This window comes from Phormidesmis priestleyi BC1401, assembly GCF_001650195.1.
Taxonomy (GTDB): Bacteria; Cyanobacteriota; Cyanobacteriia; order Leptolyngbyales; family Leptolyngbyaceae; genus Phormidesmis_A; species Phormidesmis_A priestleyi_B.
In genome coordinates this window covers 10,358-33,146 of the sequence record NZ_LXYR01000001.1, presented here as the reverse complement: position 1 = coordinate 33,146, position 22,789 = coordinate 10,358, and the positions used below count along the sequence as shown (strand labels likewise).

The 22,789-nt window shown below is 49.2% G+C and carries 26 protein-coding genes; 10 read left to right on the top strand and 16 right to left on the bottom strand.

Going from position 1 to position 22,789, the window contains the following annotated elements; all coding sequences use genetic code 11:
• Window positions 1-2 precede the first annotated feature (2 nt).
• Window positions 3-782: a DUF1868 domain-containing protein gene (locus tag A8707_RS00180; RefSeq protein WP_074382442.1), complete on the bottom strand. Its 780-nt coding sequence runs from the start codon at window positions 780-782 to the stop codon at window positions 3-5.
• A gap of 208 nt (window positions 783-990) precedes the next feature.
• Here A8707_RS00180 and holA point away from each other — a divergent pair, with 208 nt between their 5' ends.
• From holA to cydB, 6 genes are all read left to right on the top strand, one after another.
• A complete protein-coding gene (gene holA / locus A8707_RS00175; protein WP_068814231.1) occupies window positions 991-1,974 on the top strand; it encodes a DNA polymerase III subunit delta in 984 nt (327 codons plus the stop codon).
• 131 nt (window positions 1,975-2,105) lie between these two features.
• Window positions 2,106-2,600 carry a DUF4168 domain-containing protein gene (locus A8707_RS00170; protein ID WP_197484545.1) on the top strand — a complete coding sequence of 165 codons (495 nt, stop codon included), beginning with the start codon at window positions 2,106-2,108 and terminating at the stop codon, window positions 2,598-2,600.
• Between the two features lie 109 nt (window positions 2,601-2,709).
• Window positions 2,710-3,729 carry a formamidase gene (locus tag A8707_RS00165; RefSeq protein ID WP_068814227.1) on the top strand — a complete coding sequence of 340 codons (1,020 nt, stop codon included), beginning with the start codon at window positions 2,710-2,712 and terminating at the stop codon, window positions 3,727-3,729.
• 12 nt (window positions 3,730-3,741) lie between these two features.
• Window positions 3,742-4,431, top strand: coding sequence for a biuret amidohydrolase (biuH, locus tag A8707_RS00160; RefSeq protein WP_068814225.1), 690 nt, complete (start codon window positions 3,742-3,744; stop codon window positions 4,429-4,431).
• Between the two features lie 362 nt (window positions 4,432-4,793).
• Window positions 4,794-6,239, top strand: a complete 1,446-nt coding sequence (locus A8707_RS00155) for a cytochrome ubiquinol oxidase subunit I (RefSeq protein WP_068814223.1) — start codon at window positions 4,794-4,796, stop codon at window positions 6,237-6,239.
• An 8-nt stretch (window positions 6,240-6,247) separates the two neighbouring features.
• The gene (gene cydB / locus A8707_RS00150) at window positions 6,248-7,258 is read left to right on the top strand and encodes a cytochrome d ubiquinol oxidase subunit II (RefSeq protein WP_068814221.1); all 1,011 of its coding nucleotides are present in this window, start codon (window positions 6,248-6,250) and stop codon (window positions 7,256-7,258) included.
• A gap of 43 nt (window positions 7,259-7,301) precedes the next feature.
• Here cydB and A8707_RS00145 read toward each other — a convergent pair whose 3' ends face one another.
• From A8707_RS00145 to A8707_RS00100, 11 genes are all read right to left on the bottom strand, one after another.
• On the bottom strand, window positions 7,302-8,273 hold the full coding sequence (locus A8707_RS00145) for a DUF6263 family protein (protein ID WP_068814219.1): 972 nt from the start codon (window positions 8,271-8,273) through the stop codon (window positions 7,302-7,304).
• 27 nt (window positions 8,274-8,300) lie between these two features.
• Window positions 8,301-9,689: an AtzE family amidohydrolase gene (locus A8707_RS00140; protein WP_068814217.1), complete on the bottom strand. Its 1,389-nt coding sequence runs from the start codon at window positions 9,687-9,689 to the stop codon at window positions 8,301-8,303.
• Window positions 9,686-9,871, bottom strand: coding sequence for a DUF4089 domain-containing protein (locus tag A8707_RS00135; protein WP_068814215.1), 186 nt, complete (start codon window positions 9,869-9,871; stop codon window positions 9,686-9,688). The genes A8707_RS00140 and A8707_RS00135 overlap by 4 nt, the downstream gene beginning before the upstream one ends.
• A gap of 36 nt (window positions 9,872-9,907) precedes the next feature.
• Complete coding sequence (locus A8707_RS00130) at window positions 9,908-10,300, bottom strand: allophanate hydrolase-related protein (RefSeq protein WP_068814213.1); 393 nt, start codon at window positions 10,298-10,300, stop codon at window positions 9,908-9,910.
• 53 nt (window positions 10,301-10,353) lie between these two features.
• Window positions 10,354-10,794: a type II 3-dehydroquinate dehydratase gene (gene aroQ / locus A8707_RS00125; RefSeq protein WP_068814211.1), complete on the bottom strand. Its 441-nt coding sequence runs from the start codon at window positions 10,792-10,794 to the stop codon at window positions 10,354-10,356.
• Window positions 10,795-10,811: 17 nt separating this feature from the next.
• Window positions 10,812-10,949, bottom strand: coding sequence for a hypothetical protein (locus A8707_RS28825; RefSeq protein WP_197484544.1), 138 nt, complete (start codon window positions 10,947-10,949; stop codon window positions 10,812-10,814).
• A 187-nt stretch (window positions 10,950-11,136) separates the two neighbouring features.
• On the bottom strand, window positions 11,137-12,405 hold the full coding sequence (locus tag A8707_RS00120; RefSeq protein WP_068814209.1) for a competence/damage-inducible protein A: 1,269 nt from the start codon (window positions 12,403-12,405) through the stop codon (window positions 11,137-11,139).
• Window positions 12,406-12,436: 31 nt separating this feature from the next.
• A complete protein-coding gene (locus A8707_RS00115; protein ID WP_068814207.1) occupies window positions 12,437-13,480 on the bottom strand; it encodes a glycosyltransferase family 4 protein in 1,044 nt (347 codons plus the stop codon).
• Between the two features lie 255 nt (window positions 13,481-13,735).
• The gene (gene glyA / locus A8707_RS00110; protein WP_068814205.1) at window positions 13,736-15,019 is read right to left on the bottom strand and encodes a serine hydroxymethyltransferase; all 1,284 of its coding nucleotides are present in this window, start codon (window positions 15,017-15,019) and stop codon (window positions 13,736-13,738) included.
• Window positions 15,020-15,136: 117 nt separating this feature from the next.
• The gene (locus A8707_RS00105) at window positions 15,137-15,346 is read right to left on the bottom strand and encodes a type II toxin-antitoxin system HicB family antitoxin (RefSeq protein ID WP_068814203.1); all 210 of its coding nucleotides are present in this window, start codon (window positions 15,344-15,346) and stop codon (window positions 15,137-15,139) included.
• Window positions 15,343-15,561, bottom strand: a complete 219-nt coding sequence (locus A8707_RS00100) for a type II toxin-antitoxin system HicA family toxin (protein WP_068814201.1) — start codon at window positions 15,559-15,561, stop codon at window positions 15,343-15,345. The genes A8707_RS00105 and A8707_RS00100 overlap by 4 nt, the downstream gene beginning before the upstream one ends.
• Before the next feature lie 122 nt (window positions 15,562-15,683).
• On the opposite strand from A8707_RS00100, the gene glmU reads away from it, so the two are divergent.
• A complete protein-coding gene (gene glmU / locus A8707_RS00095) occupies window positions 15,684-17,066 on the top strand; it encodes a bifunctional UDP-N-acetylglucosamine diphosphorylase/glucosamine-1-phosphate N-acetyltransferase GlmU (RefSeq protein WP_068814200.1) in 1,383 nt (460 codons plus the stop codon).
• A 149-nt stretch (window positions 17,067-17,215) separates the two neighbouring features.
• On the opposite strand, the gene A8707_RS00090 is transcribed toward glmU, so the two are convergent.
• The 4 genes from A8707_RS00090 to A8707_RS00075 all read right to left on the bottom strand — a co-directional run bounded on the left by A8707_RS00090 (window position 17,216) and on the right by A8707_RS00075 (window position 18,653).
• Window positions 17,216-17,464 carry a DUF4926 domain-containing protein gene (locus tag A8707_RS00090; RefSeq protein ID WP_068814198.1) on the bottom strand — a complete coding sequence of 83 codons (249 nt, stop codon included), beginning with the start codon at window positions 17,462-17,464 and terminating at the stop codon, window positions 17,216-17,218.
• A 2-nt stretch (window positions 17,465-17,466) separates the two neighbouring features.
• On the bottom strand, window positions 17,467-17,814 hold the full coding sequence (locus A8707_RS00085; protein WP_231947872.1) for a DUF6883 domain-containing protein: 348 nt from the start codon (window positions 17,812-17,814) through the stop codon (window positions 17,467-17,469).
• A 79-nt stretch (window positions 17,815-17,893) separates the two neighbouring features.
• Entirely contained in the window at window positions 17,894-18,112 is a 219-nt protein-coding gene (locus A8707_RS00080; protein ID WP_068814196.1) for a hypothetical protein, read from the bottom strand.
• Window positions 18,113-18,158: 46 nt separating this feature from the next.
• Window positions 18,159-18,653, bottom strand: a complete 495-nt coding sequence (locus A8707_RS00075) for a DUF2628 domain-containing protein (protein ID WP_068814194.1) — start codon at window positions 18,651-18,653, stop codon at window positions 18,159-18,161.
• Between the two features lie 652 nt (window positions 18,654-19,305).
• On the opposite strand from A8707_RS00075, the gene A8707_RS00070 reads away from it, so the two are divergent.
• The 3 genes from A8707_RS00070 to A8707_RS28820 all read left to right on the top strand — a co-directional run.
• On the top strand, window positions 19,306-19,677 hold the full coding sequence (locus A8707_RS00070; RefSeq protein WP_068814193.1) for a hypothetical protein: 372 nt from the start codon (window positions 19,306-19,308) through the stop codon (window positions 19,675-19,677).
• Between the two features lie 739 nt (window positions 19,678-20,416).
• The gene (locus tag A8707_RS00060) at window positions 20,417-20,863 is read left to right on the top strand and encodes a hypothetical protein (protein ID WP_068814189.1); all 447 of its coding nucleotides are present in this window, start codon (window positions 20,417-20,419) and stop codon (window positions 20,861-20,863) included.
• A 34-nt stretch (window positions 20,864-20,897) separates the two neighbouring features.
• Window positions 20,898-22,789 (top strand): tetratricopeptide repeat protein (locus tag A8707_RS28820; RefSeq protein ID WP_068814187.1); only part of this gene is annotated, 1,892 nt, incomplete at its 3' end.

The window sequence follows — 22,789 nt, the reverse complement described above, 5'->3', positions numbered from 1 at the left end:
CGTCAAAACTCAAACGCTGCCCAATCAGGTTCTCGATAGTAGTGAGTCATGTCGTCGAATTTTTGAAGCTCGGCGCGATGCACCCAAAATTCTTGAGGCTGACCGTCTACCCACTGTTGATTAAAGTCGTTCAAGGCTTTGCTTAGTCGATCGGAGTCTACCCCCGCTTCAACATTGCCAAAATAGCCTAGCGTGATGTGCGGCGTAAAGTAGTATTGCTGCTCGATTCCAATCGCGATCACATCGGGGTTTTGGTAAATCGCTCGTCGCAGTTTAAGCGCTCGATCGTAAGACTCTTCATCTGTCGGAGCCAAACAAAGTCCGATCGCGCGTGGCATCACCATCAACCCCAACGCCTGAAAGCGAATCGGCTTATTTCGAGAAATCGCTTGGCTTTGTTGAAAACTGTCGGCGATACGATCGCGCAACTGCCCCTCAAAGTCAGGATTCTCGCTAGCATGGCGATAGGCACTGTCCCAGATCAAATCTGCCAGCGTCATATGAAAGCTTTTGGACGGCACTGCAAGCAGAAGTTCGCCTAACTGCCGCATCAACTGAGCTTGTAGCGGTTTCAAGCGATCGTAAAGAGCGGCATTTTCGCAATCGGCTCCTCCGCACGGGGTGATGACGGTATAGCCCGGAAAATTGGTAGGTTGCCACCCTTTGACGGGATGTTGTTGAAACTTGGGCGACTCCTGAATGTGCTGCACCTGCGACCTGTAGGTCTCTGGGAGCGTCATCCGCATCACCCGATTAAGGTAGGTCTGATAGTTTTCGTCCAATCTCGATCGCCTCGCGCTGTAAATCGATGTGTTTAGAAGTCCACCCTTAATCTAACGGCAAAGTGCCGCTTTGCTTTAGGGTCATCTCAGCATTTCTGCCCAACCCTTGTGGAGCGGGGATCATCTTAAAAAATCTTTAAGAATCAAAACTCTAGACGCTGGACTCTGATCAGTTTACAGTCTAAAGTCCAAGGTCTAAAGCGGGTGTATGGCAATTTACGTCTATTGGGGAGAAGATAGCTTCGCGATCGCTCAAGCCGTCAAAGCGCTTCAGAAAAAGGTGCTTGATCCAGCTTGGGAGAGTTTTAACATGGATAAGATTGCGCCTGATCATCCTGACTCAGTGATCCAAGGACTCAATCAGGCAATGACTCCGCCGTTTGGAGCGGGCGATCGCTTTGTGTGGCTCATCGATACAACGCTGGCTCAGCGCTGCTCAGAAAGTCTGCTGGTAGAGCTAGAACGGACGCTTCCCTCAATCCTGAAAACAACGACGTTACTATTCACTAGCCCTAGCAAGCCAGATGGACGGCTCAAATCGACGAAGCTGCTTCAGAAATACGCCTCTATTCAGGAATTTTCACCGATTCCGCCCTGGAAGACCGACTTGTTGATTGGGCAAGTGCGAAAAATTGCTCAAGAACTGGGAGTCAAGCTGACCTCAGACAGTGCCGAATTTTTGGCGGAGGCAGTTGGCAATAACACGCGGCAACTCTATAGCGATTTAGAAAAGATTCGGCTGTTGGGCAGTGAGTCAAGCCAGCCGCTGAGCGTAGACGCGATCGCCCCTCTGATCACCGCTAGCACTCAAAACAGCTTGCAGTTGGTTGCGGCAATTCTCGAAGGCAAGACCGATCGAGCGCTGGAACTGGTGACAGAGTTGCTGCGTCAAAACGAACCTGCCCTCAAAATTCTGGCGACTCTAATCGGACAGTTTCGTCAACGATTGTGGATCAAAGTCATGCTGGAGTCGGGAGAACGAGACGATCGCACGATCGCTCAAGCCGCCGAGCTCAACAATCCTAAAAAGCTTTATTTTCTGCAAAAAGAACTCGCTAAAATCTCTGTAAACCAGTTGCAGCAGACCTTACCGCTCCTCCTTGAGCTAGAATTTAGCCTCAAACGTGGAGCAGAAGAAACTTCGACCTTGCAGACGAAAGCGATCGAGCTGTGTCAACTCTTCAAACCATAAAAGATTTATGACAAAAGTCACTTGACGATCGAATTTAAAACCTTGCAGTTTTGTGGAACTTCTTGCCCATAAAATAATTCATGATCATTAACACTTACCCGTGTGCTAGTTTTCGGAATGTCACACTACCTATGATAAACTGCGTTTTTCATTTACCTGCTCGTTTGAACAAAATGCTGGCTCGATCGCTAGTATTAGGAACGCTCTCTACGTTAGGTCTTCTCTCTGGCTTCACGCCAAACCTATCCAGACAAACCTCTCATCTGTTTGATTCGGCTGCTTACGCTCAGTCTCAAGAATCTGTCTTTACCCGCTATGTCAGAGCCGCCTATGAGCTTGAAATCACCCGCAGACCCCTTGATGAAGAGGTTAAGAGACTGACGGGCGGCAATGCACCTAGCAATGTTTGCAGCAATGTTGACCAAGTTCAAGCCAATGTGCGCGATCAAGTCAGAGGCATCTGTGCCGGGTTTGCTACCCAGAGAAAAGCGATCGTGTATGACAAATATAAGCTCAGCCAAGACGAGTTTAACGGCTTTCAGCGCCAGATGATCGACCCCTCCACTCGGTCTGAGATGGAAGCCAAGGTCAACGCAGAGCTAAAGCGCCTAGCTTTGATTAAATAAGCGATCGATTCCTCACACCAAAAAGTGCTTATCAATACTCAATTAGTTCTCCCAATTCTGTAAATCCTTAAGGTAGGCACATTACACTACAAGCTTTGGGAGATTGAATATGAGTGGATTGGGTGGACTCAACAAATCGCCAGATGGAGTCGTTTTAGGGCTTGTGCAGCTTCAGTTGCCGACTGTGGCGACTGCGAATGATCTGGCAATGCAGACACAGCGCATTTGCGGCATGGTTGCTAAAGCTCGACGCAACTCGCCCTCAATGGATTTGGTCGTGTTTCCAGAATATTCTCTGCATGGGTTATCGATGGATACCAACCCAGAGATTATGTGTCGGCTTGACGGTGCCGAAGTTGCAGCATTTAAAGCCGCCTGTCAACAAAACCGAATTTGGGGTTGTTTCTCGATCATGGAACACAACCCCCACGGCAACCCCTACAACAGTGGGATTATTATTGACGATCGAGGAGACCTCAAACTCTACTATCGCAAGCTCCATCCCTGGGTGCCTGTCGAGCCGTGGGAGCCAGGAAATCTGGGCATTCCAGTTTGTGAAGGTCCCAACGGCAGCACGCTGGCGCTGATTATCTGTCACGATGGGATGTTTCCTGAAGTGGCGAGAGAATGCGCTTATAAGGGAGCCGATATCATGATTCGCACGGCAGGCTACACCGCCCCGATTCGTCACGCCTGGAACATCACAAATCAGGCAAACGCATTCTGTAATCTGATTTACACCGCGTCGGTCTGCATGTGTGGCAGCGACGGCACCTTTGACTCAATGGGCGAAGGGACGATCGTCAATTTTGATGGCACTCCTCTCGTGACGGGCAACGGTCGCCCCGACGAAATCATTACTGGAGAGGTGCGCCCCAAGCTGGTGCAAGAAGCCCGTCGCGTTTGGGCAGTTGAGAATAATATCTACCAGTTTGGGCATCGTGGTTATGTTGCGGTTAAGGGCGGCGCTCAGGATTGCCCCTACACCTACATGCAAGATATGGTAGAAGGCGGTTATCGCTTGCCTTGGGAAGATGAAGTGGTTCACACAGACGGAACCGCGTGTGGATTTTCTGAACCGACTCGTTCCTATGAAGGCACTCCCTTGGCGAGCGGAGTTCAGTCGTGATGGAGGTGGCTTGTGGGATGTTATGTAGAGGCAGATCCGTATCCCTATCCGTTTAACGGGGATTTGCGCCCACAGAATACGGTGATTTTGGTGATCGATATGCAAACCGATTTTTGTGGAATCGGGGGCTATGTCGATCGCATGGGGTATGACTTGTCGCTGACACGGGCACCGATCGAGCCAATCAAAACGTTGCTCTCGGTGGCTCGTGCAAAGGGTTTTCACATTATGCATACTCGCGAGGGGCATCGACCCGACTTAGCAGATCTGCCCGAAAACAAACAGTGGCGCAGTCGGCAAATCGGCGCAGGCATTGGCGATTCCGGTCCATGCGGCAAGATTTTAGTGAGAGGTGAACCAGGCTGGGAGATCATCCCTGATTTGGCACCGCTGCCCGGAGAAGCCGTGATCGACAAACCGGGCAAAGGTTCTTTTTATGCTACCGATCTGGATTTGCTGCTGAAGCGTCAAGGCATTCAAAACATTGTGCTGGCGGGCATTACAACCGATGTTTGTGTGCATACGACCATGCGAGATGCCAACGATCGAGGCTATGAATGCCTCTTACTTTCTGACTGCACAGGCGCAACCGACTACGGCAACCATCTTGCTGCTTTAAAGATGGTCACAATGCAGGGTGGCGTATTTGGGGCGGTTTCTGATTCAGCCGCTTTGATCAAAACGATGAATATTTATTACTAAATTTCGGGCTACCAAACTATCAATAAAATTTCTATTAAACTTTGAATTCATACTAGAAATAATCCCTGAATTTTAAGACAGATCTATATGAAGTGTTCGTTGAAAAACTTTGGTAGTCAGAAATACCGTGTAAATTTGCGATTGGATTTGGTGAATCAGTTGAGATGCGTAGTGATCCCGATCGCTGTGTCAAAAGACGCGTTGTAAAACTCATCTTCAATTTTTCACGCATCATTCTTTTTGTATTTCAAACGACATCAACACGTTAAAACATCATTAGAAAACTCAACCAATCCGAGTATCTCTGCTACGACTTGGGTAACGCAATTCCACACGATCTTTGATGGATTGGAGATACACGAATGGATTTTTTGTCTGATACCGTTACGCTGTCTCGGATACAGTTTGCGCTGACCGCCATCTTTCACGTTATTTTTCCCATTCTCACCACCGGGATGGGAATTTATCTCGTCGTTATTGAAGGACTGTGGCTCAAAACTCGTAATCCTGACTACTATCTCCATGCTCGATTTTGGGCAAAGTTTTATGTCCTCAATTTTGGGGTCGGAGTCGCGACTGGAATTCCCTTAGAATTTCAGTTTGGGACGAATTGGGCACCCTTCTCAGATGCGGTCGGCAACTTTTTTGGCAGCGTCTTGGGGTTTGAGGCATCTTGGGCATTCATGCTCGAAGCCGCTTTTTTAGGCATCATGCTGTTTGGCTGGGAGCGCGTCAACCCCGCCATTCACTATTTGTCTACGATTTTGGTCGCTGTCGGTGCAAATCTGTCCGTCGTCTTTATTTTGACGGCAAACTCTTGGATGGTGACTCCAGCCGGAGGCGACTTGGTAGACGGCAAATTTATGGTGACCGACTACTTTCAGGCACTCTTTAATCCATCGGCAGCGACGAGCATCACCCATATGTTTTTCGCCACGTTCGAGACTTCGCTGTTTGTGATCGGCGGCATAAGCGCCTGGTATATTTTGAACGATCTCCACGCCGCCTTCTTTGCCAAAACGCTCAAGCTCGTCCTCGCAATCACGTTAATCGTGGCTCCTCTGCAAATCTACATGGGTCACGTCAGCGCCGAACTGGTCTATCGCTATCAACCCGCTAAACTTGCCGCAATGGAGGCACAGTGGGAAACCTCACCCGCTGGAAGACCTGCTGACTGGACGCTTCTTGCCCTTCCCAACAAAAAAACCGAGAAAAATGACTGGGAAATCCGTGTTCCTGGAGCGTTGGGCTACATTTTGGAATTCAAGAAAAATCTGTCTGAACCCGTTCTCGGCTTAAAGGAGTGGAAGCCAGAAAACCGTCCTCAAGCGTTAGGACTGATCTACTACTCGTTTCGCATCATGATCGGGATTGGCTTTTTCTTGGCAGCTATGACGCTGCTCACCGCCGTTCAGTGGCTGCGCGGCAAACTATCAGATGAAAACATTGCCAAACAGCGCTGGCTGATGCGCGCCTGGATGTTTTCGGCTCCGCTTGGCTATATTGCGGTCGAGACAGGCTGGATTGTGCGCTGCACAGGTCGTCAGCCGTGGACACTCTATAACAAAATTCGCACTGTAGACTCTGCTTCGCTGGTGCCAGCCAGTAATGTTTTAACATCGCTGATCTGTTTTGCTGCCGTGTATGCGCTGCTGTTTGTGTCTTATCTTTACTTTGGCAGTCGCATTGTTCGCAAAGGTCCCAATTTTGACTTGCCCATTCCAGGAGTCAATGTGAACCAACCCGCGATCGACACCACTCCCGGCGAATTTGTGCCCGATGAGCGTCCTGTAGAAGCCCAACAGTAGGAACGTAAATGGAAACGCTGAAGTATTTTTTGCCGCAGGTCTGGTTTGGCGTGTTGGGTCTGTTTCTCTTTCTCTACGTCATGCTTGATGGCTTTGATTTAGGAGTTGGCATCTTGTCATTAACCTCTGATGACGACGATCGACGCGGACTGTTGATGACCAGCCTTAGCAACATTTGGGACGCAAACGAAACCTGGCTAGTGTTGATGGGAGGCGGCTTATTTGGGGCGTTTCCTCGCGCTTATGGAACGATTCTGAGTGCCCTCTACATCCCGATTTTTATCATGGTGTTTGGATTTATTTTTCGGGGGGTGGCGTTTGAGTTTCGCGAGCAGTCAACCCGCAAGTTCTTTTGGAATTTTGCGTTTGGTGCGGGGAGTTTTGCGGCGGCTCTCGGTCAAGGATTTGCGCTCGGTGCTGTTCTATTTGGGATCAAAGTCGATGAAAAAGGCTACTTTATCGGCGGCACTTGGGACTGGCTCACCTGGCAATCGGTGCTGGTGGCATTGACGCTGATTCAGGCTTATGTGTTGATTGGCTCAACCTATCTGATTTGGAAAACCGAAGGAGAGTTGCAGACAACTCATTATCAAAGCGCCAAACTTTCCGCCTGGACAACTTTGGTGGGGGCAATTTTCATCACTGTTAGCACGCCGATCTTTTACGAAAGTGCGCGGACTAAATTGTTTGAGCCACCCTTGCTGTATGTGTTTGCCGTGATTCCCTTTTTGGGGATTTTCTTGATTTGGCGATTGTTGAAAAGTCTCGATCGCAAACAAGAACGCGCCCCTTTTATCTGGACAATTCTTTTATTCGTTCTCACCTTTCTAGGATTAGCGTTAGTGGTGTTTCCCTACATCATTCCCACTCAGATCACCATTTATGAGGCATCCGCCGATCCCAGTTCGTTAGTGATCATGATCATTTTTGTGGGCACTCTCATTCCCGTGATGTTGTTTTACAACCTCTATTCCTATGTTGTGTTTCGGGGCAAGGTGGCTGGAAATTCTTATGAGTAGTGACTGGTAGGGACAAATTCCTATTATTTATCCCTACCAATCGCTATTTTGACTGCAACACCATGTTCATTTGGGTTTCGGTGCCGACTGTTATCGCCTTAGACATTCCCGGCATGGCTGATTGAATCTGAGCCGCCGATGTCAATGAAAGCGTGGCGATCGAGGGAAGCAAGCGATCGAGGCGCACCGTCATTTGTCCCTGTCCCGTTGTGTTTAACGACTTAAGCGTCACATCCACTCCTTTCGGTATTCCTGTCATAGCAATCTTTTGACCCTGTGCCTGTTGCTCAACGCCCACTTTGAGAGTGGCAACCCCGTCTTTCAAACTCACTAGCTCGTAGGTTCCCGTTTGGTTGAGGTTAATTCCATAGAGCTTGACGGGCATCAACGTCCTCCATTTGGCACCGATTCCAACGGCTGCTTCGGGCAGAGGGGCAGAAAGCTGATCGAGCGATCGGAACGATTGCTCTAACATTTGGCGAGTCGTGGCATCTACCTCTTTGGGGATCGATAGACTCGTCGATTTTGTGGTTCCCCGATTGTCCATCACAAATAAACCGCTCACGCCGACCATCTTCTTTACCTCAGTTTGTGCCGCTTTGAGCACAGCAGCCGGAATCGAGGCATCGCCCGTTATGTCTGCGTCGGTGTAGCGAAACTTATAGTGAATGTCACCATTGGGATCGATCTTCGTGACGATCGTCTCCATTGTCATTTTGGTCGAGGGCAATTTGATCGATTGGGGTGTGCCCGCCATACCCGGACTTGATGATTTCACAGCAATATTTAGGCTGATGGTGCTTGTCTCAGTTGTATTCACCACAGGTTTAAAGCGCAGAACTTGTTGAGGTTGCGCGCCTGCGTTCAATAGTTCGACTTTGGGCTGAGACACACGAGCAGCAGGAGATTGAGTCAGGTTAACAACCTGCTTTGCGACTGTTTGAGACACGATCGGTTTCAGTCCCAATCCAGCGCTGAACAGCAGCAGAGAGCCGATAAACAACGTTTTCTTCATAATTACCTTAAATGGGAACGCGGATTTTTAGCGAGGCACAGGGGCAGATACAATCCCGCGTGTCTCTAGTTCAGAAGCGACTCGTAGAACAAGAGCCTCGTTGTAAGGAGCCGCGATGATCTGCACCCCTAATGGCAACTGACCCGATCGCTGAACAGGCACCGAAATAATCGGTAAGCCAACAAACGAGAGCGGTTGCGTAAACATTCCCAGGTTTGGGCGAGTCAGCACGTTGACCCCGTTTAGGGTCATCTGCTCCTGACCGATGAGCGGTGCAGAACAGGGCGTAGTCGGAGCCAGAATGATATCAACGTGTTGAAAAATCTCACGAACGCGATCACGATACCAACTGCGAAATCGTTGCGCTTGCACATACCAATGACCCGGAACAAGACAGCCTGCTAGAAAGCGATCGCGGGTTGCCGGATCAAAATCTTGAGGTCGAGTCTTTAAATCTGCAAAGTGCAAATTTGCCCCCTCGCACGAGGTGATCACAAACGCTGCCGCACGAGCGCGATGCGTTTCTGGAATAATGACTTTCTGACTTACGTTCAGCGCCTTGGCGACCTGTTCGACCGCTTCAAACACTTCGGGTTCTGCCCCTTCTGCAAAATAGCCACCCGCGATCGCGATCCGCAGTCCCTCAGATCCTCTATGGAGTTCTGGGGCGCAAAGTTGAGGCGGACGCTGAGTGCAAACCGGATCAGTCGGATCAGATCCCTGTAGTACATCGAAGACCGTGGCGATATCGCGAGTCGATCGAGCAAACGCGCCCAAATGATCCAAACTGCTTGAGAACAGGTAAGCGCCCGATCGAGAAAGTCGTCCGTAGGTCGGTTTTAAGCCAAAAATTCCGCACAGGGCTGAGGGGACTCGAATCGAGCCATTGGTATCTGAACCGAGCGTGATGGGCACCAAACCAGCGGCGATCGCTGCCGCCGATCCGCCGGATGAGCCGCCCGTGATTCGACTCCCATCATGGGGGTTGTGCGATGCTCCATAGTGAGCGTTTTCGGTGGTGAATCCATAGGCATATTCGTCCATGTTGAGCGCCCCCACCAACACGGCTCCGGCTTGTTTGAGTCGAGTCACCAACACTGCGTCCTTTGATGCAGGTGGCTGTTCAGCCTCGATTTTAGACCCTGCTAACGTGGTCACTCCTTGAATGTCGAACAAATCTTTGACCGCAAACGGCACTCCTGCCAGCGCACCCGGATCTTCACCTGCGGCGATCGCCTGATCAATCCGATCGGCATCCGTCAACGCTGAATCAGCCAGAACCGTGGTGAAACAGTTGTAGGTCTGGTCTTGTTCGGCGATTCGAGCCAAGGACGCTGCAACGACCGATCGAGCAGACACCGCTTGTCCTCGAATGGTTTCTGCAATCTGAGTTGCATCGGGATAAGACTGGTTCATGGCTCAAATACAGGGGCGGCTTTGATCGTATCAGGAAGAGGAAACTCCATCACGAGTTGCGCGATCGCTTGAATTCGCTCGAAGTTCGTCGCCACTCCCAGACGATGTTCAGGGTCAAGCGGCAAGCCGATGAGTGCAGCGATGTGATCGACGCATTTAGCCGAATCTATGTGATCTGTCATTCCGACTCCTAAAAACTAAACGCACTGTCTCGAAAGTTAATTTTTTGTGATTTCACGAATATACGATCGCCATCCACCAAATTGAGTAATCTCTCGCTTTCCTTCACAGAGAAACGGTTCTCCCAGCACGCCTAAAACTTCTTCCCCGTCTGATAGCCGCACTTTGCCGATACACAGCCCAGCAGGTTCTAGCATCAACAAAGCGCTGACTCCACTAGCCGGAACCGCCCAAACTTCGACCGCGATCGCGACTCCTCCTTCCGCAACTTTCAGCATAGCGGGGTGACGATCGTCGATCGACCACAGCCGATACGCAGATTCGGTCGTCGTCTCTCGAAGGAAGGTTGCTCTGACGGAAACCAAATTCTTATTCAATTCCAGCCCTTGCATTAAAGTGCCGTTGACCGCTAAATGAACCGATTTTTCCATTAAAAAAGACGCTGCATTCAACGCCTCTATAGAGTAATAATTAGTTTGTATCGTTAGAACTGCTTGAGATAATTTACCAGCGCGTGTAGCCCCAATCGGTAGCTTTCGACACCGAAGCCGCTGATCTGCCCGATCGCCACCGCAGCAACATAAGAATGGTGACGGAATTCTTCGCGGCGATAAATATTGCTGAGATGAACCTCCACGGTTGGAAGATTGACCGCAGCGATCGCGTCTCGCAGCGCTACACTCGTGTGAGTATAGGCTCCAGCGTTGATTAAGATCCCCTCATGCTGACCTAACGCACCGTGGATCGCATCTATCAAAACACCTTCGTGATTGGACTGTAGCGCAACAGACTTGACCTGCAACACTTGCGATTCCCGCTCCAACATCTGATTTATTTCGTCCAGCGTAACGACTCCATAAACTCCAGGTTCTCGTTTACCCAGAAGATTAAGGTTCGGTCCGTGGAGAACCAAAATGCTTTGCAATCGATTACTAGAACAAGTTAACGACGACGCTGTGGGTCATTCACAGGCACCGGAATCGGCTCTGCTTCAGGCTGAACCTCTGGACCTAGCAGCGCCTCAATGAGTCTGCGTGTCCATTCTTGTAGCTTTTCCAGCACCTTTTCAATGTAATCCATTGAACAGACGGCTCCTTGAATATCACTTGGACGGTTTGCTGATCTATTTAAGCTTGGCTTATCTAGACCAAAACTTCACGAAAACCTAATTAGATACTAGCAGGGTGTAACTGGAAAACCAACTGTCACCCTGATCATTTTTCGTCACTCTCAAATGATAGCGAATTATACGCTTGGATCAAGGGGTTCATTCGTATATTAGGGGATCGCTGAGAAGTTTTCGACGCAGATGGTCGATCGCACTACAGGCGCTAACGTGTCTGACCCACTCGCGCCCTCGCTCCCCAAACTGGTGGGCAAAACTTGTGACTTGATCATCTGGACCCGCCAGCCCGATATACACCAGTCCTACTGGCTTTATCTCAGTGCCACCATCAGGACCTGCAACGCCCGTGATGCTAATTCCCCAAGTGGTGTTGAGGCGCGATCGGATACCAACTGCCATTTGCTGCGCCACGATCGCGCTGACGGCTCCATGCTGTGCCAAGGCTTCGGGATCGACCCCCAGCAGATTTTGTTTGACAGAATTGTCGTAGGAGATCACGCCGCCCCAAAAATAGCGAGAGCTGCCGGAAACACTCGTCAACATCTGTCCTAACCCGCCGCCTGTGCAGGATTCTGCAACACTAAGCGTTGTTTGAGTGATTGTGAGCAGTTCACCGATGACCGACGCGATCGTGTCTTCGTCACTGCCATAGCAATCCAACCCGCCGATTTGCCGAAGCTGTTCTTCAACGGGTGCAATGATTTGATAAGCCGCCTCTTCAGACGGAGCTTTCGCAGAAATGCGGAGTTTGACTTCCCCAAAATTGGCGTAAGGGGCAACGGTAGGATTTTGCAAATCAAAAAAGTCGGCTACTTTGTCCGCCAGACTCGACTCTGCTAAACCCCAAAACTTTAGGATTCGACTGACAATGATTTCCTGACCCCACCCTTGGCTTTTTAAGTAGGGAACAGCAATCTGTCGCCACATTTCCTTCATCTCGGTTGGCACCCCTGGAAATGTGAGAATCGTCACACCCGATCGAGGTTGCCAAATTATCCCCGGAGCGCTGCCCACCGGATTGTAGAGAATCTCTGCCCCTTGAGGAACCAACGCCTGTTTGCGGTTGTTGTCGGTCATTTCTCGCCCGCGTTGAGCAAACTTTTGAGTGATGTCTGCAACCACTTCTGAGTTTTCAACTAGAGGCGCGTTGAAAAAATCAGCGATCGTCTCAGTCGTCAAATCATCGGGCGTTGGACCTAACCCGCCTGTGAAAATCAAAATCTGAGACCGCTCAGACGCAACGGCGATCGCGCGTTTGAGGCGATCGGGGTTATCGCCCACCACCGTTTGATAATAGTGAGGAATGCCCAACTGAGCGAGTTGCTGCGCGATAAACTGAGCATTTGAGTTAAGAATATTGCCCAGCAACAACTCAGTGCCAACGCTGATAATCTCTGCGCTTGAACTCATAGAGAATAAAACTGAGGGACTGAATGTTTCATCATCGTGCAGTTCGCCACACTTGCCAACTCGTGAAACTGAGTAAAGCGGTCGCCCCGATCGCATAGGCTAAACCACTCGGCATTCCAGACACCGCGAGGGCTAGGCTGCCGACCCACAGCGTCAGCGAGTAGATAAACAGAACCGCTAATCGATGAGAGAGTCCGGCTTTAAGCAGACGGTGATGGAGGTGACGTTTGTCTGCGATAAAAGGAGACTTGCCGTGACGGAGACGATCGAGAATCACCGCTGACATATCAATAATCGGCACCGCCAGAATTACATAAGGCAATAAGACGGCGACCGTGGTGACACTTTTCACCAACCCAATCACGCCAACTCCTGCCAAGGTAAACCCAATAAAATAGGCTCCTCCATCCCCCATGAAAATTTGAGCTGGGTTGAAGTTATAGCGTAAAAATCCTAAAGTTCCACCTGCCAGAGCCGCCGCAATCAGAGCCGCCGCAGGCTGTTGCATAAACAGACAGGTGATCAGCATGACGATCGCAGCGATGCCAGAAACGCCTGCTGCTAGCCCGTCTAAGCCGTCGATCCAATTAACGGCGTTTGCCATTCCTACGAGCCAGATCACCGTGATCGGGAGGCTAATCCAGTCAGCGAGCGGAAACAAACCAGAGAGCGGATTGGTCAGAAACTCAATCTGCACCCCTGCTTTCCAGGCAAGGCTGGCGACGATGACTTGTAAGATTAATCGCGTTCTTGGAGACAAATTAAATAAATCGTCTGCGAGTCCGATCAAGAAGAAGGCAAGTCCTCCGATCGTCACTCCCCAGACCTCATATTCTTTACCGGGAGGCAAAACGCCAAATCCGCCCGTCCACCAAACGACGAGTAGAGCAGCAACGACCCCTAAAAAGATTGACACGCCTCCGAGCCGCACCATCGGACGGCTATGAACTTTACGACCTCCAGGGAGATCGACCCGTCCACTTTTGAGAGCAATCTTTTTGACGAGCGGGGTGCTCCAGAAGACGACCAGCACAGAAACTGTGAATGCAATGAAGTGATACAGATGAAAGGGCATCTGAAATATCAGTAAGGAGGACAGTAAGTTGTCAGGCAGAGTTTACTACATCTCAGATGATACTCAGCAAAGAATTATTAAGCGCAACCATTTTGGTAAAGTTGCAAAAAAATTTGCGTGAGAATCCCAGGTCTGAGTTGTCCTTCTATAAATGCAATACATAAAGTAGGACATTCTTGAATGAATGCCCTACCGCTATACTTCTTCCGTTCTTACTGAGTGCCCGGAGGAACGCTAAAATTTCGGCTCTTTTACCTAGACCAGTGCAGGAACAGACTGAGAAAGATGAGGATAGAGAGGGAACCGTTCGCAGAGGGCGGCAACTCGACGACGACAATCTTGAGCAACCGTCTCATTGTCAGGGCTGAGAAGACGATCGGCAATAATGTTTGCAATCTCAGTAAACTCAACCGTGCCCATGCCACGAGTCGTCATTGCAGGAGATCCCAATCTCAAACCGCTTGTGACAAACGGCGAGGCTGGATCGAACGGCACCGTGTTTTTGTTTGCCGTGATGTTGACTCCGCTCACCAACTGATCAGCAAGTTTGCCCGTCATGTCGATCGATCGCAGATCCACCAGCATTAGATGATTGTCGGTGCCACCCGAAACGATTTTGAACTGACGCTGCTGTAATTGTGCTGCCAGTACTTTCGCGTTTTCGATCACATGACCGCAGTAGGTTTTAAATTCTGGCTTGAGTGCTTCCCCAAACGCGACGGCTTTACCCGCAATGACGTGTTCTAACGGTCCACCTTGCGAACCGGGGAACACGGCTTTATCAAACTGCTTGCCTAAGTCAGCATCGCGAGTCAGAATCAATCCGCCTCTGGGTCCGCGCAGAGTTTTGTGAGTGGTGGTCGTCACGACATCACAATAGGGCACTGGATTGGGGTGAAGTCCGGTAGCGACGAGTCCGGCGATGTGGGCAATGTCGGCTAAGAGATAGGCACCGATTTCGTCGGCGATCGCCCGAAACTTATCAAACTGAATCACCCGTGGATAAGCAGAATATCCACAAATCAGCATTTTAGGACGATGCTTAAGCGCCAAATCGCGAATCTGATCGTAGTCAAGCTGTTCGGTTTCTTGACTCACGCCATAGTCAAAGACGTTAAACCACTTACCCGATACGTTGACTGGAGATCCGTGAGTCAGGTGTCCCCCGTGGGATAAATCCATGCCCATAATCGTGTCACCCGGCTTGAGCAGAGCCAGAAAAACCGCGAAGTTTGCCTGCGCTCCAGAGTGAGGCTGCACGTTGGCGTGAGCGGCTCCAAACAACTCTTTGGCACGATCGATAGCGAGTTGCTCGATGCGATCGACAAACTCACACCCTCCGTAATAGCGCTTGCCGGGTAGCCCTTCTGCGTATTTGTTGGTCAGCACTGAGCCTTGTGCTGCCATCACCGCAGGAGACGTAAAGTTTTCGCTTGCAATCAGTTCGAGGTGATCCTGTTGGCGATGTAGTTCCTGCTGAATCAGGTCGGCGATCGCGGGATCAGCGCTTGCCAGAAAGTCTGAATGGGTCTTAGTCACTGAGCAAAATCCTAAATTTAGAGGGTGAGAATAGGTCGAAGAAATCGATCATAGCGTCGATTGTTCAAGACTTTACAGGGCGATCGTGAAGTTCGTAGAAAATTCTCACCAGGCGATTTAAAGCGTTTGCCCAAATCTTTTTGGTGGTAATGGCTCACCTGACTTTAGAGCTGATACTAAGAGTTCTAAAACTTCTTGAGCATTCTTAAGCGCCTCATCGTAAGTGTCTCCATGTGTGACAGGCTGCATAATATCGGTGAATTCGGGCAATAGAACGACAAAGCACTGATCTTCGTCTGACCACTGAATTACGATCGTGTACTTCATTCTCTTGGCTCCTCTTTTAACCTTGCTAAGTCTTCTAACGCCTCATCGACTTGACTTTCCAAATAACGTTTAGCATCACTTCCATCCTTACCAGCGATCACGATTTTTTGGGATAGTTTCGGATGAGACCACTTGCTGTGACTAGCTTTTGCAGGTTCGTAGTCAAACCCTGCTGAAAGAAGTAAGCGTTTTAGTTCTCTAATTTTTTTAGGCAAACTGGGGCTTCCTCTCTTCTTAGTCTACGATCTCGACTTATCTTGCTGGGTGTTCACATTCTGGCTGGAAACAATGCCCAGACGCAAGGTATACTCCGTTGGAGTAAATAGACTGAGAGAACATGGTAGCGGTAGCAATCTTGGCGGCTGGGCGAGGGACGCGGATGAAATCGGACTTGCCAAAAGTCCTGCACTGCTTGGGAAGCCGATCGCTGGTTGAGCGAGTCTTAGACGGAGCGACTGAGATCAATCCTCTACGGCGGTTGGTGATTGTTGGCTATCGGGGCGAACTTGTCAAAGAGGAGATGACCCGTCAGGGCGATCGTTATGCCGACGTAGAGTTTGTTGAACAGACCGAGCAGTTGGGCACCGGACACGCGATTCAACAGTTGCTGCCGCATTTAAAAGGGTTTGAAGGAAGTTTGCTGGTTTTGAATGGTGACGTTCCGTTATTACGACCTGCTACGCTGCAACGATTGCTAGAGACGCATCGAGAACACAACAATGCAGCAACGATTCTAACGGCTCAAATCCTCAACCCTAAAGGATATGGACGAGTGTTTTGCGATGGCAATAATATTCTGACTCAGATTGTGGAAGACCGCGATTGCAGTCCTGCTCAGAAGCAAAATCGTCGTGTGAACGCTGGAATTTATTGCTTCCGATGGCAGGATTTAGAGGCGGTGTTGCCAAATCTGACCAGCAATAATGATCAGCAAGAATATTATTTGACTGATGCCGTGAATTATCTGAGTCCAGTCATGACGGTGGATGTTGACGATCATCAAGAGATTTTGGGCATCAACGATCGCCAGCAACTCGCCACCGCTTACGGGATTTTGCAAACGCGCATTAAAAATGATTGGATGGCGCAAGGGGTGACGCTGATTGACCCGGATAGCATCACGATCGAAGATACCGTAACCCTCGAAGCCGATGTAGTTATTGAGCCGCAGACTCATCTTCGGGGCAACACCCTGATTCAAACCAAGAGCCGGATCGGACCGGGCAGCTTGATCGAAAATAGTCAGATCGGGGAGAATGTCACCGTTCTCTTTTCGGTTGTGACCGATAGCATTGTCAAGTCTGGCTCTCGCATTGGACCTTATGCCCATCTGCGCGGTCATGCCGAAGTTGGCGCAGGTTGTCGAATTGGTAACTTTGTCGAGTTGAAAAATTCCACCTTGGGCGATCGCACCAATGCGTCTCACTTGTCTTATTTGGGAGATGCCACGATCGGAACTCAAGTCAATATCGGCGGCGGCACGATCACCGCCAATTATGATGGCGTGAAGAAGCATCGCACCACGATCGGCGATCGCAGCAAAACCGGAGTCAATAATGCGTTAATTGCACCGCTCACTATTGGCGAAGATGTGACGATCGCCGCAGGCTCAACGATTAGCGAAGACGTGCCTAATGACTGTTTAGCGATCGCTCGTGCGCGTCAGGTCGTGAAGCATGGATGGCGAATGAAGGCGCGATCGTCTGAGACGGAAACCTAGCTAAACTTTATACAGCTTGGTTCAATTCTAAGCATGGAAAGTCACGTAGAATCTCCAGTCTTTTGGAGGCGATCGCTACATCTCCCTAGAACACCTCATTTAGGACAACTGTTGAAGTGTGGAGAATGACCTCATCACTAGACCTAATGTTAGCTTGCCTTTGCTAAGGAGCGAACTGTTAAGATTTCGTCAGGGCGCAGAGCCTCTACTGTAGATAGTGGGACAGCAATCACAGTCAGAGATTCGCCAGTCGCATTAAATACTTCCAGAACACACCCCTCTTCACCACTACTGGGGTGAGAGACAAAATCAATCAACGTTACAATATCTCCTACTCTGAGTTCATGCTCTGGTAAATCGCGGGTTAAAGCAACTTCTTGGTACAGATCTAGGGGCATGTTTAAGTCTTCTTGAGAGGTTTGAGGGTTATAAACTGGAACTTTCCATCAATCTGTCGTTGTAGCCAAATTGTAACAGCAGATAGGGTTACACCGTTTACGCCAACCAGTTCTCCTATAACTTGATGAAAGACTCCATACTCACTGCTTCTATCTTCAACAGCCTCGCCTGCTTCTGCGATTGACTGGATAGCTGCTCTTAGAGCCTCTGGATCATCTGTTGTAAATCCAGCCTGTGCCAAAAACTTTGACTTATCATTCCTAGCTCTCTGCACAAGTAGGTAACGGGTTATCTTCTCGTCTGGGATAACCGCCTCTGCTGGAATCTTCACCCTGAAATCTCTCTGCATTTATGTCGATTATGCAACACAAAGGGTAAAGAGTTACGGATGGGATACTTTCTGACAAATCTCCGACTCCGCACCAATATCACTTAGCGATCGTAAGTTTCTCTAAAACAACCACAATCCAACCACAACCAAGCCCTGCGCCCCCACCTCCTGCACCTGCAATTGATTTGATTGACCAACCCTCAGCAAGGTAGCTTTCTACATGCTCTTGCACAATACCATGACTTTGTGCAGCCGTTCGCTTTCCTGGTATTAGACACCCTTCTTGGTTTAGATAAATCGTGACTAACTTCTGCATAGATGATTTCTCCGATTATAATCGCCATCTCAATCACCGCTTCATCTCAACCTATCCCTAACAGCACAGATATAGCACTCGAAGTTAAAATCTCAATGATTAAAAACATCATGAGGAACCCTATGGCTGTAACTAATCTAGTTCCTCCGCATCTTCTGAGAGCCTGACTTAAAGATTCTCCCGATAAGTTTAACCGTCGCAATTTACCAATTTTATTATATGTGTGTGAGTAATACCAACGATTTCCATAAACGCCGCAAATCATTGCGCCCGCAATACTAACGATAATACCTAAACCTGCTGGCGGCTCTTTAAAGAAGATGCGTTCAAGTATAGATTCAGTGATGATAATTCCATAAAAAATCAAAGTTGCTTTGTACATCTTTCTATAGGGCAACCAGAGACCAGGAAGCCAAAAACCAGCAACGTTAAAACCAGCCTCATGCCCTTCGCTAGACAACAGAGCAGACCACTTACTGAGATAGTAACCAGATTTTTTCCCAACAAACGCTCGGATTTCTTGTTCAGTAGGGGCTGACATTGTGTAACTTTGCCTCTGTAAGTTTGATATGGCTTAACAATAACCTAATTTAGATCGCGCTTAACCCCGTGCTCCATCTATATAAGCGCAGAGAATTAGGTCTATAATCCACAGCCCAATGGTTCGTTTAGAGGTATGGGCTGATAGCTTTGCAGTATATTTATTCTTTCGAGGGATTAAGCTAATAGATTCGCGGCATATCATTCTAAAACCATAGATAGACCGTATTCCTCGCAGTCTAAATACTAAAACAGAATAACAAGGCGTACTTTCTAAAAGCTTTGAGATTCAGAGTTTTTAGTTCTTCTTTCGGTGAGAAGGTTAAAGAACGGGCGGATTGAGGAGGTTGAATTCTCCAGAGTCGATCGCCCCTTCAAAAACTCAGGATTCCAAAAAACCAAAAACTCCTGTACGATACACCGCAGTGATGGAGTTATGCCCCGAAGCCTGATCGTCCAAATCAGACTCCGAGGACTTCCATCCCTAGTTATCGTAACTAACTCAGGAGGCGTTCATGATTGTACATCGTCAGCTTTGCTATGGGATCTTGAAAGGTTGGAATCAAGATCCTGCATATAGTTTTTCTCCATACCGAATATCTGAGCAATCACTGTTTTTGTCCTCTTTGAAGTAATCGAGAGGACAAAACAACATGGGAGTTAGGACGATCGTGCCTAGCTCGATTTCGTTCACCATTGAGTTGAATCTCTCGACGCAGAAACGATATCGAGCCAGCGTTACATTGGATTTGCAAGAGCGTTATATTTTCATATCATCTGGCATTTTTCTTGATGTGAGTGACAGCATCGAAGACTTCGTTTCACAACTGAGTGAGATTGCGTCTAATCAACTGGCATTACTCAAATGGGATGGCACGAGTGATTTGACGACTGAATATCAAATTGTTCGAGTATTGCCGGGATATCAAGTTAATCGATCGCTGATGAAGTTCAACATCGCGATCGGGACTGGTTCTCTCATTCAAATAGAGGAGTTGCACGACAAAAACACCATTCAACTCTAGGCTGGGCTTGAAAGCTTCCGATCCGGGGCGGGACGCGATCGCAGCGAAGAGAGGTCTCACATTGCCCTAAGAGAATGTCTGGAAAGGAGTCGTTGATAGCATGACCCGCCTGTGATTGAAAATCACGGTCTAACGGTGCGAAGTCCACTGAAGGGACTGGACGAGAGGTTAAGGCATTCAGTCCCTCAAGGGACTTCGCAAAGCTAGCCCCGTTGCCGAAGGCACTTGCGAAGCTACCTGCATTCCGGGGCGGGTGAGCAACGCAGCAAAGAGACGTTCCAGACATTCTCTCAGACATCATTGGATGCTGAACAAAGACTCAAGCGTGGAGATTTTGTCTGGTGACAACTAATCAGCCCTGCTAGGGAGAAGCGAGTTAAAGTCTTGTCCCCTCTCCTTGGGGAGAGGGCTAGGGTGAGGGCGAGAAGTTGCACTTTAATACATTCATGTTCCTCAGCAAATGCTTTGACGCTGGTAACAATCGCTTTGACGTTGGTAACAATGGCTTTGTTATCGGTAACAACTGCTTTGACACGGGTAACAATTGCTTTGACACGGGTAACAATTGCTTTGACACGGGTAACAATCGCTTTGACATTGATAACAAAGGCTTTGATGGAGGTAACAATCCCTTTGATGGTGTGAAGAAAACATCAAATTGTTAAAGCGTCATTGAATTCATACACAAAGATAGAATTCTGCGCTACAAGGAGAGTGCTGTTTTTTACATCCATAAATTATGTCAGATCCAATTACCGCTGCAACGATCGCAACTCTGCTGCTGATGAAGTTCACTGAGGGAACGGCGGGTGAGGCGGGCAAGAAGTTGGTGACGAGTTTGTGGGACAAGATCGCGGCTCGGTTTCAAGGCAATAAGCAGGTAGAACGAACCCTGGCAACGATCGAGACAGAGAAAACTCCGGAATCGGCTCAACCATTAGTGGTTTATCTAGGGGAGGAAATGAAATATGCGCCGGACTTTGCAGAAGAGATTCGGCAGCTTGCGATCGCGCTTCAAAACTCGAAGCCGCTTGGAAAGATGGAAATGGCGACAGATTTGAAAGTAAGGGGTAGTTTGGAAGCGAAGGATATGACGCAAAAATCTGCAGAACCCAGTGACATGACAATGCTAAAGGCTGTTGAAGCTGAAAATATTACGCTCGGCAACTTGACGCAAGAACAGTAATTCATCCCCCTACCGCTTTTCAACTTAGCCCTCTATGCCTGACAATCCTTCCCCTAGCATATCTGCGTTTTCTGATGTCACCGCGCAGACGATTACGGTGGGCAACATCACTCAGACGATCAATTATCAGCAACGACCAAAAGCACTCAGCACCGCTATCGATCGTGGATTGCCGCTGATTATCGAAGAGCGCTGGCAGACGCGATCTCAAGAAGCTGTCTTGAAAGGTTATTTTGCAGAGTCTCAGATTCGGTTGGTGGGCTTGTATGCAGCGGGTGGCTATGGCAAATCTGCACTGGCAGCGCGGGTCTATCAAGATGCAGCCGGATTTAAGCAAAAACTGTGGGCAAATTTTAAGGAACCTGCGCCGTTTGCCATTTTTGGACGGTGGTTGATTGAGACATTACTTGGAGTAGAAAAATATGCTCAAGTGCGGGAGTTATATGAACGAGATTCGCCTGATGAGTTGGTAATTAAATCGCTGAATTTGCTGAGAGAATCGCGCTATCTGCTGGTGTTGGATAATCTGGAGACGCTGTTTCAGTCTTCAGAACTTTGGCAGCCTTATGGTGCATTTTTGGCAGAGTGGTTGGGAAGTGGCGGCGGCGGCACAATTTTGCTCACCAGTCAGTATCAATTAGAGTTGCCGACGGCGACTTGGCGATGGGAATCGGTGCAGGGACTCACGATCGCTCAAGGGATAGCGTTGTTGCAGTCGCAGCAAATTGAAGGATCGGACGAAGATTTGAAAAAGTTTGTGCAGGCGGCGGATGGGCACCCGTTACTGTTGCAGTTGGCGGCGAGTTTGTTGAAGCGAGAGCATTTAGCGGATTATGAACCTGCCACGATTTATCGATTGCAGCAAGATGATGCGTCGATGCTCTATGAGGTGAAGGAACTGCACCGGGGTGATCCAGAAGCTTGTGTGGGGGCGATTTTAGATCGTAGTTTTGCCCAACTCGATCCACCGTGGTTGCAGTCGTTATTATGGCGATCGAGCGTGTTGCGGCATCGGTTTGGGCTAGACGTAGCGCAGGGGATGGTCGATGAGACGGTGACGCTGGCAGAGTTGCGGAAGCTGGCGCGATGGTCATTTTTGCAGGAATCGCGCCAGGGAGAGAGTGGGCGGTTTGAGTTTTTGCCATTGATTCAGCGATATTTGCAGCAGGGTGCACGAAAGCAGAAAGAGTTAGAGAGCGGGCATGAGAGAGCGATCGAGTTTTTCTGGAACAATCGTAAGCCTTGGACGGGCAACTTTGAAGACTGCCGCGAGCAACTAGAAGCCTTTTATCATCTCTGCGAACTGGGGCACTATGCCGAAGCGTATCGGGTAATGGCGACTTGTGTGGACATCTTGAATCGTCAGGGTTACTACACTAAACTTGTGCCCATCTATGAGCAACTGACTCAGCAGTGGCAAGCAAACAATGAGGAAGAAGTCAAAGATTTCGGATGGGCATGGACACGACTGGGCAACATCGATCGATCGTTGGGACAGTACGGAGCGGCGATCAAAGCTCACGAGCAGGCTCAACAATTATTTTTGCGAATTGGTGACCGGTGTGGAGAAGCTGCCTCCCTCGGCAATCTCGGCAATGCGTATCAATCCTTGGGGCAATATCAACGCGCGATCGAGCTTTATCAACAGTCCCTCGACATTGCCCTCGACATTGGTGACCGGGGTGGAGAAGCGAACTCCCTCGGTAGTCTCGGCAATGCGTATCAATCCTTGGGGCAATATCAACGCGCGATCGAGTTTCATCAGCAGTACGGTGACATTGCCCTCGACATTGGTGACCGGGGTGGAGAAGCGAACTCCCTCGGTAGTCTCGGCAATGCGTATCAATCCTTGGGGCAATATCAACGCGCGATCGAGTTTCATCAGCAGTACGGTGACATTGCCCGCGAAATTGGTGATCGGGGTGG

Excerpts from the sequence above, each read along its gene's own strand:
- A8707_RS00085 (WP_231947872.1), bottom strand. The coding sequence starts at position 17,814 with ATGCAGAGAGATTTCAGGGTGAAGATTCCAGCAGAGGCGGTTATCCCA.
- A8707_RS00060 (WP_068814189.1), top strand. The coding sequence starts at position 20,417 with ATGTCAGATCCAATTACCGCTGCAACGATCGCAACTCTGCTGCTGATG.
- A8707_RS00105 (WP_068814203.1), bottom strand. The coding sequence starts at position 15,346 with ATGAAGTACACGATCGTAATTCAGTGGTCAGACGAAGATCAGTGCTTT.
- A8707_RS00145 (WP_068814219.1), bottom strand. The coding sequence starts at position 8,273 with ATGAAGAAAACGTTGTTTATCGGCTCTCTGCTGCTGTTCAGCGCTGGA.
- A8707_RS00130 (WP_068814213.1), bottom strand. The coding sequence starts at position 10,300 with ATGGAAAAATCGGTTCATTTAGCGGTCAACGGCACTTTAATGCAAGGG.
- A8707_RS00155 (WP_068814223.1), top strand. The coding sequence starts at position 4,794 with ATGGATTTTTTGTCTGATACCGTTACGCTGTCTCGGATACAGTTTGCG.
- holA (WP_068814231.1), top strand. The coding sequence starts at position 991 with ATGGCAATTTACGTCTATTGGGGAGAAGATAGCTTCGCGATCGCTCAA.
- cydB (WP_068814221.1), top strand. The coding sequence starts at position 6,248 with ATGGAAACGCTGAAGTATTTTTTGCCGCAGGTCTGGTTTGGCGTGTTG.
- A8707_RS00080 (WP_068814196.1), bottom strand. The coding sequence starts at position 18,112 with ATGCAGAAGTTAGTCACGATTTATCTAAACCAAGAAGGGTGTCTAATA.
- A8707_RS00135 (WP_068814215.1), bottom strand. The coding sequence starts at position 9,871 with ATGACAGATCACATAGATTCGGCTAAATGCGTCGATCACATCGCTGCA.
- glmU (WP_068814200.1), top strand. The coding sequence starts at position 15,684 with ATGGTAGCGGTAGCAATCTTGGCGGCTGGGCGAGGGACGCGGATGAAA.
- A8707_RS00170 (WP_197484545.1), top strand. The coding sequence starts at position 2,106 with ATGATAAACTGCGTTTTTCATTTACCTGCTCGTTTGAACAAAATGCTG.
- A8707_RS00115 (WP_068814207.1), bottom strand. The coding sequence starts at position 13,480 with ATGCCCTTTCATCTGTATCACTTCATTGCATTCACAGTTTCTGTGCTG.
- A8707_RS00090 (WP_068814198.1), bottom strand. The coding sequence starts at position 17,464 with ATGCCCCTAGATCTGTACCAAGAAGTTGCTTTAACCCGCGATTTACCA.
- A8707_RS00120 (WP_068814209.1), bottom strand. The coding sequence starts at position 12,405 with ATGAGTTCAAGCGCAGAGATTATCAGCGTTGGCACTGAGTTGTTGCTG.
- A8707_RS00140 (WP_068814217.1), bottom strand. The coding sequence starts at position 9,689 with ATGAACCAGTCTTATCCCGATGCAACTCAGATTGCAGAAACCATTCGA.
- A8707_RS28825 (WP_197484544.1), bottom strand. The coding sequence starts at position 10,949 with ATGGATTACATTGAAAAGGTGCTGGAAAAGCTACAAGAATGGACACGC.
- A8707_RS00075 (WP_068814194.1), bottom strand. The coding sequence starts at position 18,653 with ATGTCAGCCCCTACTGAACAAGAAATCCGAGCGTTTGTTGGGAAAAAA.
- A8707_RS00165 (WP_068814227.1), top strand. The coding sequence starts at position 2,710 with ATGAGTGGATTGGGTGGACTCAACAAATCGCCAGATGGAGTCGTTTTA.
- A8707_RS00070 (WP_068814193.1), top strand. The coding sequence starts at position 19,306 with ATGGGAGTTAGGACGATCGTGCCTAGCTCGATTTCGTTCACCATTGAG.